The sequence below is a fragment of the Thermoflexus hugenholtzii genome (assembly GCF_018771565.1).
Lineage (GTDB): Bacteria > Chloroflexota > Anaerolineae > Thermoflexales > Thermoflexaceae > Thermoflexus > Thermoflexus hugenholtzii_A.
Genome location: NZ_CP076326.1, coordinates 37,029 through 51,833 on the forward strand (window position 1 = coordinate 37,029; position 14,805 = coordinate 51,833).

Genomic DNA, 14,805 nt, shown 5'->3' on the forward strand with positions numbered 1-14,805 from the left:
CGCGAGGCAAAGCCCTACAGACCCAGGTAGGCCTGACGGACCCGGTCGTCGCGGGCGATCTGGCGGGCGGGGCCCTCCAGCTCGATGCGCCCGCCGCTGAGGACATAGGCGTAATCGCTGACGGCCAGGGCCAGGTGCACGTTCTGCTCCACCAGGAGCATGGTCAGCCCCTGGGCTTTCAGGCGCCGGATGACCTCGAAAAGGTTCAGCACCAGAAGCGGGGAGAGGCCCAGGGAGGGCTCATCCAGGAACAGCACGCGGGGTTCGGCCATGAGGGCCCGGGCGATGGCCAGCATCTGCTGCTCGCCCCCGCTGAGGGTCCCCGCCTTCTGGTGGCGGCGTTCCTTCAGGCGGGGGAAGAGATCGAAGACGTAATCCAGGTTCTGGCGGAAGCGGGCGCGCGCCCGGCCGGTCACCGCTCCCATCTCCAGGTTCTCCTGGACCGTCATATCGGTGAAGAGCTGCCGGCCCTCGGGGACCAGGATCAGCCCCATGGCCGCTTTCCGGTGTGGGGGAAGCAACGTGATGTCCTGGCCGTCGAAGAAGATCGCCCCCCGCCACGGCCGGATCAACCCCATCACGGCGCGCAGGGTGGTGGTCTTGCCGGACCCGTTGGCGCCGATGAGCGTGGTCAGCCGCCCGGCTTCCAGCCGGAACGAAAGACCCCACAGGATCTGCACCTCTCCGTAGCCGGATGTCAGGTCCCGGACCTCCAGAAGGGTCATCCCGCTCCTCCGTTGGCTTCCAGCAGGCTCTGGGAGAGGCGGGGGTCGCCCAGGTAGGCTTCGATCACCCGGGGATGGTGGGCGATCTCCTGCGGCGTGCCCTCCGCGATCACCTCCCCGTAATCCAGCACCACGATGCGATCGGAGACGTTCATGATCGCGTGCATCAGGTGTTCGATCATCAGGATGGTGATCCCGGTCTCCCGGATGGCGCGGATCACCCCCACCATGGCGGCGACCTCCGTTGGGTTCAGCCCCGCCAGCACCTCGTCCAGCAAAAGCAGGCGCGGCCGGGCGGCCAGGGCGCGGGCCAGCTCCAGGCGTTTCTTCTCGGCCACGTTCAGCTTTGCCGCCTCCACATCCCGTTTGTCCGCCAGGCCCACCTGTTCCAGGACGGCCAGGGCGATCTCCCGGGCCTCGCGAAGGGAGCGGTTCTCCCGGCCGAAGCAGGCGCCGACCATCACGTTCTCCAGGACCGTCAGCTCGTTCAGCGGGCGCACGATCTGATGGGCCCGGGCGATCCCCTGGCGGGCGATCTCGTAGGGGGGACGCCCGGTGATGTCCCGCCCGCAGAAGATCACCCGTCCCTCCTCGGGCCGATACACGCCGTTGATCACGTTGAAGAGCGTGGTCTTGCCGGCGCCGTTGGGGCCGATCAGCCCCAGGATCTCCCCCTCCCGCAGGTGGAGGGAGACCCGGTTCAGCGCCTGCAGCCCGCCGAACCGTTTGGAGACCCCCTGAACCTCGAGCAGGTTCATGCCAGCATCCTCCGGAGAGCCGGGAAACGGGCCCGCAGCCAGCCGATCAGGCCTGCCGGTATGAACAGGATGATCAGCAGCAGGAAGGCCCCCGCCAGGGCTAAGTGCAGGTTCTTGAACAGGGGGCTGGTCAGCAGATAACCCCGGAGCCGCTCGTAGAGCGCGGCCCCCAGGATCGGCCCCCACACCGTCCCCTGTCCACCCAGCATCACCATCACGATGGTCTCAATGGAAAGGTGAAGCCGGAAGGCATCCCCCGGCTCGATGTTCCCGTTCTTGAAGAAGAACAGCACCCCCACCATGCCCGGGAACAGCGCCGAGAGGGCGTAGGCCAGGGTCTTCCAGCGAGGGGCCCGCACGCCCAGGACCAGGGCCGCGTCCTCGTCCTCCCGGATGGCCATCAACCCCAGCCCGAATTTGGAGCTCTTCACTGCAAAGCTCACCCCCACCGTGAGCAGGGCAAGGGCCAGCAGCGTGCCGTAGCTGAGCCAGAGGGCGCGGGCGGGCCCGCCGTAGGCGTTGTAAACGGCGAAGTTCAGCGACATGCCGGTGGGGCCGCCGAAGGGCTCGAAGTTGGTCACGAAGGCCCGGACGGCCTCGTTGATCCCGATGGTGGCCAGGGCGAAGTAAGCCCCCCGCAACCGGAGGATGATCGCGCCCAGGCCCAGGGCCATGGCGGCCGTCGCCACCCCCGCCGCCGCCATCGCCGGCCACAACCCCCATCCGTGGCGGTGCATCAGGTAGAACCCGATGTAGCCCCCCAGCCCGAAGAAGACGATGTGGCCGAAGTTGACGTATCCGGTGTAGCCCAGCAGGATGTTCAGGCTGGAGGCCAGCACGATCAGCATGAAAATCAGGAACAGATCCTCCCGCAGGGTGGCCGAGCCGGTGGCCACCGGCCACAGGCCCACCCCCAGCAGGACGATCAGCGTGATCCACAGGGAACGCGAGCGCCAGAACTCCATCGTCCTTCACCCGGGCAAAAGGATCCCTATCGCTCTCCCAGCAATCCCTGGGGGCGCACCAGCAGCAGCAGGACGAACATCGCGAACTCGATGACGGGGACCCAGCCGGTGGGCAGGAAGACCGGGATGAGCCCTTCCAGGACGCCCAGGATCAGGCCGCCCAGCAAGGCCCCGGTGGGGTTCCCCAGCCCGCCCAGCACGCAGATTACGAAGCTCTTCAGCTCGTAGGTCCCGCCGGACAGGATCGTGAACGGGAAGAAGGTGGCGATCAGTCCCCCCGCCGTCGCCGCCAGCATCGTCCCCAGCCCGAAGCTCAGGGCCAGGATCCGCGTGGAGGGGATGCCCATCAGCTCAGCGGCGGCCCGGTTGCTGGCCACCGCCCGCACCATCTTCCCGAGCGTGGTCCGGTAGAGGAACAGATAAAGGGCCGCGGCGATCAGCAACGCCGCCAGGGCGGCCACCAGCCGGGTGCCCAACAGGACCACCGGGCCCAGGGTCAGGCTCCCCAGGGAGAGGTTGACGTTACGGGGAGTGGTGGTGAACAGGGCCGTGCCCACCCCGATGATCATCATGTTGACTGAGAAGGTCGCCAGCAAGGTCGAGAGGTGAGGAGCGTTGAGCACCCGGTGGACGGCGACGGCGTAGATCAGGACGCCGGAGAGCAGGCCCAGGAGGGCCACGACGAACAGCCCTACGTAAGGATGCACCCCGGCCTGGGCGAAGAGGAGATAGACGCCGAACATCCCCAGGGCGATGATCGGGCCGTGGGCCAGGTTGATCACCCGCATCACGCCCCAGATCAAGGTGAGCCCCATGGCGGCCAGGCCGTAAACGAAGCCCAGCAACAGCCCATCGATGAGCGAGGCCAGCAACACTCCCGGATCCACCCGAGCCTCCTCCCGGATCAATGGCGAAGTTCCTCAGATGGCATAACCCGATGATCCGACACCGCCCCAACGATTCGGGGCCGGGGGGATCCTTCTCCCCCCGGCCCGCGCCGCTTCACCGGCTCAGGGGATAGAGCGGCGTCGCCGCCTGGGCGGCCTCCGGCCAGACGATGGGACGGATCAAGTTCCCCGAGGCGTCCTTCTGCCACTGGAGATAGACCATCTCGTGGCCGATCTGCTTGCCGTGGGCCTTCCCGGTGTCGAACTTGATGCGGCCGTAGAAGGTCATGATGTCCATCTTCTCGAGGGCCGCCTTCACCTTCTCCGTGTCCGTGGAGCCGGCGTCCTCGATGGCCTTCTGAAGGACCAGGCCGGCGGCGTAGCCTCCGGCGGCGTGATAGCCGGGCTCGTAGCCGTATTTGGCCTTGTAGGCGCTGACGAACTGATCCACCGTCGGGCCATACCAGGGCAGCCCCGCCGCCTTCGCCGAATCCGGCGAGTATTTCGCGCCGGGCTCCCACTGGCTGGGGCCGATCACACCCACCGCCGCGTCGCCCAGCTGCGCGAACTCCGGCACCGCTGGGGCCACCAGCAGGGCGATCATCTTCACCGGCACCTTCTTCTCGAACAGCTGCTTGGCCAGCGTGGAGCCGTCCTGGAAGTGACCGCCGCCGATGATGGCGTCCGGCTTAGCCGCCATGATCTTGTTGATGAAGGGCCCGAAGTCGGTGGTCCCGGTCTCGTAGCCCTCGAAGAGCACCACCTCGAAGCCCTGGCTCTCCGCATACGGCTTGGCGGCGTTCACCACGTCGGTGGAGAACTTCTCGTTCTCATAAACGATGGCGATCCGCTTGGCGTTCGGATCCATCTTCTTGAGGAAATCGATGGCCCCCGTCAGATAACGGCTGGCCGGGGTGTAGATCTGGAAGATGTGCTGGTAGCCTTTCTCATAGGTGCTGTCGGAGGCAGCCCCCGTGGTGATCATGATCTTGCCGTATTGCTCGGCGATCACCGCCGCGGCGTCAGCCAGGCCGCTGCTGTAGGGGCTGATCAGGAAGTCCGCCTTGTCCTCGTTGATCAGCCGGACGTAAAGCTGTTGGACCCGTTCCTTAGCGCTCTCGTCGTCGTAGAACTTGAGCTCGACCTGGAGCACCGTGCCATCGGGCAGCCGGATGCCCCCCGCCCGCTGGAGGTCCTCCAGCCAGAGCTGCAGGCCCTGGACCTGTTCCTTGGACTCCTTGGTCAGCTTGCCGGTCTGGGAGGCGGTGAAGCCCAGGATGATCTTCTTCACGGCGGGGGTGGGGGAGGCGGCTGGGGTGGGGCTGGGTTGGGCTGCCGGCTGAGCCGGCCCCGCCGGCGTCGCCGTGGGCGCCGGGGGCGTGGGAGTGGCGCACGCGGCCAGCAGCGCCAGGCCGATCAGGATCCCGATCCACTTCAGCCCGCGCACCATCGCAACCTCCTGCGCACTGGAGTTCGGGGCATGCCCGTCATCCCTTAGGTTAGGCGGTCGGGATAAAATGTCCACAAACGATCGTTCGCCGCGCATAAACGCCGCGTAAACACCCCGGATCGGAGAGGGGGGACCCATGGGGAGGGGGCATCCGCATGATCTGCGGACCACGTTGCTGGCCGCTTATGGTCTGCTGATCGGCTGGATGATCGCCCTGGGCCTCCTGTTCCATTTCTGGAGCGCCGACCGGCTGCTCCGGGACGCCGAGGCCTCCAATCGGGCTCTGGCCCAGGCGGTGGGGCTGGAGACCGAAGCCTGGCTCCAGGACGCGATCCAGGCCGTGGAGGCCCTCGCCCGGATGGAGGCGGTGCGCCGGCATGACCTCCGCGCCCTCCCAACCCTCTTCGCCCCCGCCTTCTCCGCCCGCCCGGACGCCCTGATGCTCTTCCTCCTGGATCGCCGCGGCCTGATGCGCTATCACTACCCGGAGGGACCCGGGAGCACGGTGGGCTGGGATTTCAGCTTCTGGAATTATTTCCAGGCCGCCGCTCAGGGGAACGGCCCGGTGCTCTCCAAGGGATGGCTCTCCCCCACCACCGGGAAGCCCGTGGTGACGATCGCCATGCCCCTGAAGGATGAGCGGGGCGACTTCAACGGAGTGGTGGCCCTCAATCTCTCCCTGGAACGCCTCAGCACGGTCCTGCGGACCATCGCCGGGGACCATCTGGATCTCCGCCTGTATGACGCCACCGGGCAGCTGATCGCCGCCTCCGGCCCCTTGATCCCTCTGGATCCGACCTACCGGCTGGATCCGGGGGAAGCCGTCCCCCCGGGCCTATTCCGGGGTCCCGAAGGGCGGGCCTGGGTGGCGACCTCCCTGTTTCTTCCCCGAACCGGATGGCGCATCCTGGTGCGCCGCCCCGCCGATGAGGCCCTGGCCACCCTCTATATGTTCCGGCGGGGGCTGCTCCTCCTGCTCACGCTGGTGCTGATCAGCGGCTTCGGCTTCTGGTATCTCCTCACCCATCAGGCGCTGCGCCCGCTGGAGGCCATCGCCCGCTTCAGCCGGGAGCTCGGCGAGCATCCGGGATCGGCCAGCGCCGCGCCCATCCTCCGCCTGACCGCCCGCGGGGATCAGATCGGGCACCTCGCCCGCTCGCTGCTCTGGATGCAGGCGGCGATCGAACGACGCCTGAGCGAACTGCGCACCCTCCTCGACACCGGGCGCGTCGTCCTGTCCTCGCTGGAAACCGAGGCGGTGATCGCCACCATCCTGGAGCAAATCCAGCGCCTGCTCCGCGTCCCCACCTGCGCCCTCTTCACCCTGGATGAGCGCACGGGGCGGTATCGGGTGCGCGCGGTGCGCGGGCTGAGCCCGGATTACGCCCGCGGGCTCTCCTTCCATCCGGATGATCCGCGCTCGCCCACCATGCGCGCCATCCGGACCGGCCGCCCCGTCCAGATCGCCGATATCGAGGTCGAGGGTTATCCGGAGCTGCGAGAGCGGGCGCGCCGGGAGGGGTTCCGTTCGCTCCTGGCGGTGCCGCTTCAGGCCCGCCACGTTCCTCCCGCCGCCCTGGTGATCTACCGGCCGGACCCCCATCCCTTCTCGGAGGACGAGGTCTCCCTGGCCTGGAACTTCGCCAACCTGGCCGCCTTCGCCCTGGAGCACGCCGTCCTCTACGCCCGCAGCGACATGCTCCTCCAGCAACAGACCCGCCGGCTGGAAACCCTGATCGAGCATCTCCATGACGGACTGATCATGGAAAGCCGGGAGCGGGAGATCCTGTATATGAACCGGCGGGCGGCCGAATGGTGCGGCCTGGAGGAGCCGTGCGCGCCGGGATGCCCCGCCGACATCGCCTACGCGGCCTTGCTCCCGCATCTCTCCCCTTCGGAAGAGGCCGCCCGGCTGCTGGAGGGGACCGATGAGGGAACAGTAGAAGTGCGCTGGCAGAGGGACGCCCGGGCTCGGGAGCTCCGCATCCAGAGCCTGCCGGTCCGCGGGGAAGGAGAGGAGCGCCTGGGGCGCATCCTGGTCCTCCGGGACATCACGGTGGAGCGGGAGCTGGATCGGGCGAAATCGGCCCTGCTCTCCGCCGTCTCCCACGAGCTGCGCACCCCCCTGGCGGCCATCCAGGGCTACACCACCACCCTCCTGGCGGAGGATGTGGAGTGGGATCCGGCGGCGCGCCGGGAGTTCCTTCAGATCATCCTGGAGGAGACGGAGCGGCTGGCCCATCTGGTGAGCAATCTGCTGGATCTCTCGCGCCTGGAGGCGGGGGCCTTGACCCTTAACCGGCAGCCCTACCCCCTGGAGGCCCTCATCGCCCGGGCCCGCCGGGGCCTCCGGGCGAACACCCATCCCATCTTCGTGCAGCTGCCGCCGGATCTGCCTCCTGTCGACGTGGACGCGGCGCGCATCGAGGTGGTCTTTCGGAACCTCCTGGACAACGCCCTCCGCTACACGCCTCCGGGCACGCCCATCACCGTCTCCGCCGGCGTCGCGGACGGGGTGGTGGTCGTCCGCGTGCGCGATGAGGGCCCGGGTATCCTGCCCGAGCATCGAGGGCGCCTGTTCGATCGCTTCTACCGCATCCCCGGCCAGGTTCGATCCTCCGGTGCCGGCCTGGGCTTAGCCATCTGCAAGGGCTTCATCGAGGCCCACGGGGGTCGGATCTGGCTGGCCGATGAGGGCCCGGGTGCAACCTTCGTATTCACCCTCCCGATCTGGAGGGGCGACGATGGCCGAGCGGATCCTGGTGGTGGAGGATGAGGAACCGCTCCGGCGGTTCATCGCCCGCAACCTGTCCGCCCGCGGATACGAGGTGCAGACGGCCTCGGACGGCTACGAGGCGCTGCGGCGGTTCGAGGAGCAGGCCCCGGATCTGGTGATCCTGGACATCCTGTTGCCGGGGCTGAACGGGCTGGAGGTCCTCCGGCGGATCCGCCAGGCCTCCCTGGTCCCGATCCTGGTGCTCACGGCGCTGGACCAGGAGGCGGACAAGGTCACGGCGCTGGACCTGGGGGCGGATGATTACCTCACCAAGCCCTTTGGGGTGGGGGAGCTGCTCGCCCGGGTGCGGGCGGCCCTGCGCCGGATGCGCTGGAGTGAGGGAACCGGCGGGCCCGGGATCCTGCGGGTGGGCGATCTGGAGCTGGATGGGGACCAGCGACGGGCCTGGCATCGAGGGGAGCCCCTGCGGCTGACCGGAAAGGAGTTCGATCTGCTTTATCTCCTGGCCCGCCACGCCGGGCGCACCCTCTCCCACCGCTTCCTGCTCCAGCGGGTCTGGGGGCCGGAGTATGTGGATGAGGTGGAATACCTTCGGGTCTACATCGGGCGGCTGCGGCGCAAGCTCGGGGAAACGGGGGATCACCGGCACCTCTTCACCGAGCCCGGCTTCGGCTACCGGCTGGAGGGATAGGGCCCAGGGGATGCGGTTTCGATTAAAATCCATTAAGAGATCCTTGCCTCCCATCCGGGCAGTCAGGAGGGAAGGATGCCGGCGGCCAGCGAGCTTCGACCGGGGATGACCGTTGCGCTGGAAGGGAACCTGTTCCGCGTGATCGAGGCGGTTTACCACTCGGGCACCGCCCAGCAGAAAGGGGTGGTCCACGCGAAGCTGCGCAACCTGCGCACCGGCGTGGTGGTGGACCGGCGCTTCCGGCCCGAGGAGCGGGTGGAGGAGGTCGCCCTGGAGCGCCGGGTGATGGAATACCTCTACAACGACGGCGAGATGTTCTACTTCATGGACCCCGAGACCTACGACCAGGTCCCCGTCCCGGCGGCGATGATCGGCGACCTGGAGGTCTTCCTCCAGCCCAACCAGCGGATCCCCGTGGAGTTCCACGAAGGCCGTCCCGTCGCCGTGGCCTTCCCCGAGACCGTGGACCTGCGGGTGGTCCACACCTCCCAGCCCCTGCGCGAACGGGAGAGCCATGTCTACAAACCTGCCATCCTGGAGAACGGCCTGGAGGTGCTGGTCCCCCAATTCATCGCGGAAGGGGACATCGTCCGGATCAACGTCTACACCCGGGCCTACGTGGACCGCGTGGGGAAGCGGGGGGCCTGATCTATTCCATCCCCAGCCGGCGCAGGTCCTCCTCGCTCAGCCCGAAGTAATGCCCCAGCTCGTGCAGGAGGGTGCGGCGGATCTCCGCCCGCAGCCGGAAGGGGTCGTGGCCGAAGTCGGCCTCTAAGGGGCGGCGGAACAACCGAATGCGGGAGGGCCAGGCGATGTGCATGCGCTCCCGTTCCCCGCGGGTGGGCCCTTCGAACATCCCGTAGAGGTTCTCCCCGGGGGGCAACCCCAGCGCCGCCCGCTGCGCCGGGGAGGGCTCCTCCTCCAGCAGCACCGCCACGTTATCCACCGCCTCCCGCAGGTCCGCCGGGAGGCTCTCCAGCACCTCCGTCCAGATCCGCTCCACCAGCTCAGGGGTGATCCGAAGGCGTCGCCGCCGCATCCGGTGGGGGTTCCTCCAAGGGTTCGGGGATCGGCACGCGGACGAAGATCCGGTCGGCCAGGCGGCGTCGGATGCGGTGGGTCTGATCCCCCACTCGGATCCGCAGGCCGGCCCCGGGCTCCTGTTCCTCGACGGTCACCCGGGTTCCGGGCCGCAGGCCGACCCGGGCGGCCTGGCGCAGCGTGGACACCTCATCCGTCACCCGCAGCACCTCACAGGCCACCCCGAGGGGTGCCTCGCTCAGGCGGCAGGCGAGGGGAGCGGGGATCTCGCCGGAGCGGGTGGGGATGGGATCGCCGTGGGGGTCGTAGGCGGGGTGGCCCAGCAAGGCGGCGATGCGCTCCTCCAGCGCCTCGCTGATGGCGTGCTCCAGCCGGTCCGCCTCCGCGTGGACCTCGTCCCAATCGTAGCCCAGGGCCTCCATCAGGAAGAGCTCCAGGAGGCGATGGTGCCGGATCACCTCCAGGGCGATGCGGCGGCCGGCGCGCGTGAGGGCCACTCCGCGATAGGGGGTGTAGTGGACCAGGCGGAGCCGGGCCAGCTTCTTCAGCATCCCGGTCACGGAAGGGGGGGAGACGTTCAGGTATTCGGCCAGCCGGGTGGTGCTCACCGCCCCCTCCCGCTCGGCCAGGATGTAGATCGCCCGCAGATAATCCTCCATCGAAGCGCTCAACCGGGGCATGCCCCGTTCGGCCCCCTTATAGAATCCCCTCTTCATCTTAACATAAAAGCCAGCTCCAGCTGTGAAGCCCTGTGTGTCTTCCCTCGAACGGCTATGGCCCTTGAGCGATCCAGATCCGCCGGAACCCCACCGCCAGCCATCGGGCATCCCCGGCGGGCGGAGGCGCCGCGTAGGCGAACCGGAAGCGCACCTCGTTGACGCCCCGCCGGATCGCCCCCGCCGGGATCTCCCAGCGGATCCGCCGCTCCCCACAATCGGGGAACGATTCCTCCCCCAGACGCCGTCCGTTGAAGAGGACCTCCAGCCGCTGAGGCTCCCCGGCCCGGCACAGGGGGAAGGCCTCCAGCTCCAGCGTGGCCGGCCCTCCCCCCGCTTCCGCCAGATACAGCGCCTCCGCCTCCGTCCCCTCGGCCCAGATCCCCCACGCCTCCGGACCCGACCAGCCGCCGAGCAACAGGAGGTTGGTGATCTCCGGCTCCCCGCGGCCCGGGATGCGGAAGATGCAGATCGGATAGTCCCACGGCGAGGGGACCGACGGCGGCTCGAAGCATCCTTCCAGGGAAAAGGGCCAGCCCCACTTCCGCCAGTCCGGCGGGGGACGATGGACCACCAGGAACCGGAAACCATGGCGGCCCAGCCAGTCCGGCCGATGCCGGAACAGCAGCCCGCGCCCCCGTTGCAGCGCCTCGATCCAGCGGGGATGGAAGGGGGGAAAGCCGGAAAGGGTCGGGCGCCGGTGATACTCCGTGGCCATCACCGTCACCCGCGAAAGGTGAAGCCCCGGCGTGTGATCGGCGAAGACGTCGATCACCGCCCCCGGCTCCGGGTTCCGCCGCAACCACTCGAAGGCAGGATGGACGGCGTAGGGCCAGGGGAGGGTGGGGATCGGACGCATCAGCGCCTCCCCCAGCCAGAGGGCCGCCCATCCCCACCGGAACCCCCGCGGGGCGATGCGGGACCAGGCCTCCGCGCCGCCGATGAACAGCCCCAGGGCGGTGAGGGCGATGAACCGCCACACGGTCCCCGCCGCCTCGTAGAACGGCACCACGGCCCACAGCAACAGCAGCGGGGTGAGGGCCTGACGGGCCCATTCCTCCGGGAGGGAGGGCTCCCGGAAGAGCTCGGGTTTGCGGATGTGGCCGATGCGCCAGATCCCCTCGTAAACGCTTCGCACCGCAGGGATCTCGGGGATCGAAAGGGGCGCGTCGGCCCGAAGGGCGATCCCGGTGGCCAGCAGCGCCCCAAGGGCCGCCGCCCGCAGCAGCCGGCGGCTCCGCAGCCGCCGGCCCGCGAGCTGGCTCCACCCCAGGCCGATCAGGCTGCTCCCGGCCGGCACGAGCCCCAGGGTGAGAACGGGGCGATCGGTTCGGGGGAGGTGTCTGGAACCGGGATGGTAGGGGTTCCAGGTCAGGGCATCGGCCCACGGATATCCGTTGCCCCGGGCGGTCTCCAGGGTCTGGCCCAGCATCTGATCCTGGCGGATGGCGTGAACCCAGAGGCCCACCCACGGGCCGCCGATGGCCACGGCGGTTCCGACCCCATAGAGCAGAAAGCGCCCGAGGCGTTTCCGCCGCCAGGCTCCCCATATGTAAACCAGCGCCAGCGCCCCGCCCAGGAGCATGAGGTAAGGGGTGCCGGCGATCCCCAGCCCCCAGAGGATCCCGGCCCGACGCAGCGCCCGGGGGGACCATCCCATCGCCCGGGCCCGCTCTAAGGCCCAGGCCATCCAAGCAAGGCTGGCGGCACCCCACGCGACCGGCAGGTAATCCCCGTAGATCCGCATGGCGGCGTGGCTGCCGTGGAACAGGGCGTAGGCGATCCCCGCCGCCGTGGCCAGCCCCCGATCCCGGGAGAGCAGATAGGCGAGGCGGAAGGCGCCGAGGAAGGCCAGGGAGTAAACCAGCCACCCGAAGAAGTGGACCGCAAAGGCGTCCCCGCCCAGCAGGGCCGCGGGGAGCATCAGGGCGATCAGGAAAGGGCCATGGTGCAGCTTGGCCACATGCCAGCCTGGAGGGGCGAAGGCCAGCGGATGGAAGAGCGGGGAGGTGTGCAGCTCGAAGAGGGCCCGTCGATACCAGGCGAGGGCCCACATCACCTCCAGGGTGTCCTCCCCGGCGGGGGCGCGGGTGAAGAAGACCCGGGCAGGCCAGGCCTGGTGGAGCCACAGGAACCAGACCCACAGCGGGATCAGCCAGCCTCCGATGCGCCGGGTCAGCGCTCCCAGCCGGGGATCCATACGGGCGCGCGCTTTCAGGGTTGGGCACGAACGCCTCCATGATAGCACGATGCGCGATGGACCTCCCTCCGCTTGACAACCCCCTCCCACGGGTTTATACTGGAGAGCGCATATCCCCATCCCCGGGAGGGGGATATGGAGAAGGAGGGATCAGATGCGGGTTCGCGTGGAGCTGGAGGTGCAGGGGATGACGTGTGACGATTGCGCCCGGCATGTGGAGCGGGCGCTCCGCTCGGTGCCCGGGGTGCTCTCCGCCCGGGTCCCTCACTGGTCCTCCGGGAAGGCCGAGGCCATCGTGGAGGGAGAGGTCCCTGATTCCGCGATGGAGGAGGCCGTCGCCCGCGCCGGCTATCGGGCCCGGGTGGTCCGGGCGGAGCTCCCGGAGGCTCCCGCAGCCCTGCGGGGCGATGGCCGGTTCGATCTCCTGATCATCGGCGGGGGATCGGCGGCCTTCGCCGCGGCCATCCGCGCCGCCGAGCTGGGCGCCCGCGTGGCCCTCGTCGAGGCAGGGACCCTGGGGGGGACCTGCGTGAACGTGGGCTGCGTTCCGTCGAAGTTCCTGATCCGCGCCCTGGAGGTCTACCATCGGGCGGGTGCCCATGGCTTCCGGGGGGTGAGCACCGCCCGGGGGGCGCTGCACTGGGCCGCCCTCATCGCCCAGAAGGAAGCGCTGGTCGCGGATCTGCGCCGGGAGAAATATGAAGAAGTCCTGGCCGCCTATCCCCAGATCACCCGGGTCCAGGGCCGTGGCCGCCTGGCCGAAGGCGGGGCGGTGGTGGTGAACGGCACGACCTACGCGCCGGGACGGGTGATCCTGGCCACCGGCGCGCGGCCGTGGGCTCCGCCCATCCCGGGCCTGGCCGAAGCGGGCTATCTCACCAGCACCGAGGCCCTCTCCCTGCGGGAGCTGCCCCGCTCCATGATCGTGGTCGGCGCCAACGCGGTGGGGCTGGAGCTGGCCCAGGTCTTCGCCCGTGCCGGCGTCGCGGTGACGGTCCTCGAGGCCCTCCCCCGCATCGTCCCCTTCGAGGAGCCGGAGATCAGCGAGGCGTTGCAGCGCGCCCTGGAGGAAGAGGGCATGGTCTTCCACACCGGCGTGAAGATCATCTGGGCGGCTCGATCCGACGGCCGCTATGAGGTGTCCTTCGAGAAAGACGGGGAAACCCGCATCGTCTCCGCGGAGCAGCTGTTGATGGCCACCGGCCGCCGTCCGAACACCCAGGACCTGGGGCTGGAGGCGGCCGGGGTGGCGGTGGGGCCGAGGGGGGAGATCCGGGTCAACCCCTATATGCAAACCTCGAACCCTTCGATCTACGCCGCCGGCGACTGCGCGGACCTGCCCATGTTCGTCTACGTCGCCGCGGCCAGCGGGACGGTGGCGGCGGAGAACGCCCTGCTGGGCAACCACCGGACGCTGGATCTCACCGCCGTCCCCCGCGTGACCTTCACCGATCCCGAGGTGGCTTCGGTGGGATGGACGGAGGCGCAGGCGCGGGAGCGAGGGGAGACGCCGAAGGCCGTCCTGCTCCCGCTGGAGGCGGTGCCCCGGGCGCGCATCGCCTTCGAGACCCGCGGGGTGATCAAGCTGGTGGCCGATGCGAACACCGACCGGCTGCTGGGCGTCCATCTCGTGATGCCCCAGGCGGGGGAGGCCATCGCCGCCGGCGTGATCGCCCTCCAGGCGGGATACACGGTCCAGGACCTCGGTCGCACCCTCTTCCCGTATCTCACCTGGTCGGAGGGCCTGCGGCTGGGCGCCCAGTCCTTCACGCGGGATGTAGCCCGGTTGAGCTGCTGCGCGGGATAGACCGATCCCTCAGCGCACCTCGAACTCCAGGCGGATCTGCAGGCGGTCCTCGATGTAGAGGCGGACCTCCCATCGTCCGGGCGGGAAGCCGTCCGGCCGGGTGTTGTAGATGTAGCCGGGCTGGCCTGGGCGGCCGTCCCAGAGCAGCGTGCTGCTGTCCTCCAGGGCGCCCTCCCGATACCAGGCCACCGTCCACGGCGCCCCCACGGGCATGTTCTCCACGCGGAACCGCCCGCAGATCCGAGTGGTCCCGGTGGGGAAGACCGTAGGGGGCGGCACAGGGATCCGGAGGGGCCGCCCGCGCTCGTCGCAGGCGTCCGTGAGCGCCAGATCCGTGAAGCGGGCGTTCGGCGGCGCCGGGACGGCGGAGGGGAGCGGGGTCAGCAGGGTGGGCGGATACGGCAGCGTCGGCGAGGGGAGGGGAGACGGCGGCGAGGTGGGCGACGGGGAGGGCGTCGGCCGGGATGTAGGTGTTGGTGGGATCTCTTCAAGAGGTGTGGGGGATGGAGAAGGAAGGACCTCCAAGAAGGGTGTGGGGGAAGGGGAAGCCGGCCCGGGCCATCCCGGCGGAGGGATTTCGAAGGGCAAGTGGAAGCCGGAGCGGGCGAAAGCGTTCAGGGCGCCCGTGCCGAGGGCCAGCCCGAGGGCCAGCCAGAACCAGCGGCGCGCCCGCCGCTCCGCGGCGCGGCGCACGATCAGATAGCGGGTGCGGCGGGCTTCCCGCCATGCCCACGCGGCTCCGATCAGGGCCAGCAGCGCCCCGATCACCCCGATCCCCGTCAGCGCCGAAAGCCAAGGGACCCCTGTGTTCATCCGCTCCTCTTGGAG

13 protein-coding genes are annotated in these 14,805 nt (G+C 69.2%); 4 read left to right on the forward strand and 9 right to left on the reverse strand.

The annotated features are described in order from the left end of the window. Nucleotides 1-14 precede the first annotated feature (14 nt). The 5 genes from KNN16_RS00190 to KNN16_RS00210 all read right to left on the reverse strand — a co-directional run bounded on the left by KNN16_RS00190 (nucleotide 15) and on the right by KNN16_RS00210 (nucleotide 4,785). Nucleotides 15-725: an ABC transporter ATP-binding protein gene (locus KNN16_RS00190; RefSeq protein ID WP_299282241.1), complete on the reverse strand. Its 711-nt coding sequence runs from the start codon at nucleotides 723-725 to the stop codon at nucleotides 15-17. Further along, nucleotides 722-1,483: an ABC transporter ATP-binding protein gene (locus KNN16_RS00195; protein ID WP_303897980.1), complete on the reverse strand. Its 762-nt coding sequence runs from the start codon at nucleotides 1,481-1,483 to the stop codon at nucleotides 722-724. Before KNN16_RS00195 ends, KNN16_RS00190 begins: the two co-directional genes overlap by 4 nt. Continuing rightward, complete coding sequence (locus tag KNN16_RS00200) at nucleotides 1,480-2,448, reverse strand: branched-chain amino acid ABC transporter permease (protein ID WP_299282245.1); 969 nt, start codon at nucleotides 2,446-2,448, stop codon at nucleotides 1,480-1,482. Before KNN16_RS00200 ends, KNN16_RS00195 begins: the two co-directional genes overlap by 4 nt. 26 nt (nucleotides 2,449-2,474) lie before the next feature. Continuing rightward, nucleotides 2,475-3,335, reverse strand: a complete 861-nt coding sequence (locus KNN16_RS00205) for a branched-chain amino acid ABC transporter permease (RefSeq protein ID WP_299282247.1) — start codon at nucleotides 3,333-3,335, stop codon at nucleotides 2,475-2,477. 115 nt (nucleotides 3,336-3,450) lie between these two features. Beyond that, nucleotides 3,451-4,785, reverse strand: coding sequence for an amino acid ABC transporter substrate-binding protein (locus KNN16_RS00210; protein ID WP_303897982.1), 1,335 nt, complete (start codon nucleotides 4,783-4,785; stop codon nucleotides 3,451-3,453). Nucleotides 4,786-4,921: 136 nt separating this feature from the next. On the opposite strand from KNN16_RS00210, the gene KNN16_RS00215 reads away from it, so the two are divergent. From KNN16_RS00215 to KNN16_RS00225, 3 genes are all read left to right on the forward strand, one after another. Then, on the forward strand, nucleotides 4,922-7,561 hold the full coding sequence (locus KNN16_RS00215) for an ATP-binding protein (RefSeq protein WP_303897983.1): 2,640 nt from the start codon (nucleotides 4,922-4,924) through the stop codon (nucleotides 7,559-7,561). Beyond that, nucleotides 7,530-8,213: a response regulator transcription factor gene (locus tag KNN16_RS00220; RefSeq protein WP_299282253.1), complete on the forward strand. Its 684-nt coding sequence runs from the start codon at nucleotides 7,530-7,532 to the stop codon at nucleotides 8,211-8,213. The genes KNN16_RS00215 and KNN16_RS00220 overlap by 32 nt, the downstream gene beginning before the upstream one ends. Before the next feature lie 75 nt (nucleotides 8,214-8,288). Beyond that, a complete protein-coding gene (locus KNN16_RS00225) occupies nucleotides 8,289-8,861 on the forward strand; it encodes an elongation factor P (RefSeq protein WP_088571348.1) in 573 nt (190 codons plus the stop codon). A gap of 1 nt (nucleotide 8,862) precedes the next feature. Here the strand turns inward: KNN16_RS00225 and KNN16_RS00230 are convergent, their stop codons facing one another. The 3 genes from KNN16_RS00230 to KNN16_RS00240 all read right to left on the reverse strand — a co-directional run bounded on the left by KNN16_RS00230 (nucleotide 8,863) and on the right by KNN16_RS00240 (nucleotide 12,170). Continuing rightward, nucleotides 8,863-9,252 (reverse strand): metallopeptidase family protein, encoded by a 390-nt coding sequence (locus KNN16_RS00230; RefSeq protein WP_299282259.1) that lies wholly within the window; start codon nucleotides 9,250-9,252, stop codon nucleotides 8,863-8,865. Next, the gene (locus KNN16_RS00235; protein WP_299282261.1) at nucleotides 9,221-9,913 is read right to left on the reverse strand and encodes a metal-dependent transcriptional regulator; all 693 of its coding nucleotides are present in this window, start codon (nucleotides 9,911-9,913) and stop codon (nucleotides 9,221-9,223) included. The genes KNN16_RS00230 and KNN16_RS00235 overlap by 32 nt, the downstream gene beginning before the upstream one ends. A 112-nt stretch (nucleotides 9,914-10,025) precedes the next feature. After that, on the reverse strand, nucleotides 10,026-12,170 hold the full coding sequence (locus tag KNN16_RS00240; protein ID WP_303897986.1) for a hypothetical protein: 2,145 nt from the start codon (nucleotides 12,168-12,170) through the stop codon (nucleotides 10,026-10,028). 154 nt (nucleotides 12,171-12,324) lie between these two features. On the opposite strand from KNN16_RS00240, the gene merA reads away from it, so the two are divergent. Next, nucleotides 12,325-13,977, forward strand: coding sequence for a mercury(II) reductase (gene merA / locus KNN16_RS00245; protein WP_303897987.1), 1,653 nt, complete (start codon nucleotides 12,325-12,327; stop codon nucleotides 13,975-13,977). 9 nt (nucleotides 13,978-13,986) lie between these two features. Here the strand turns inward: merA and KNN16_RS00250 are convergent, their stop codons facing one another. Continuing rightward, entirely contained in the window at nucleotides 13,987-14,790 is an 804-nt protein-coding gene (locus tag KNN16_RS00250) for a hypothetical protein (protein ID WP_303897988.1), read from the reverse strand. Between the last annotated feature and the right edge of the window lie 15 nt (nucleotides 14,791-14,805).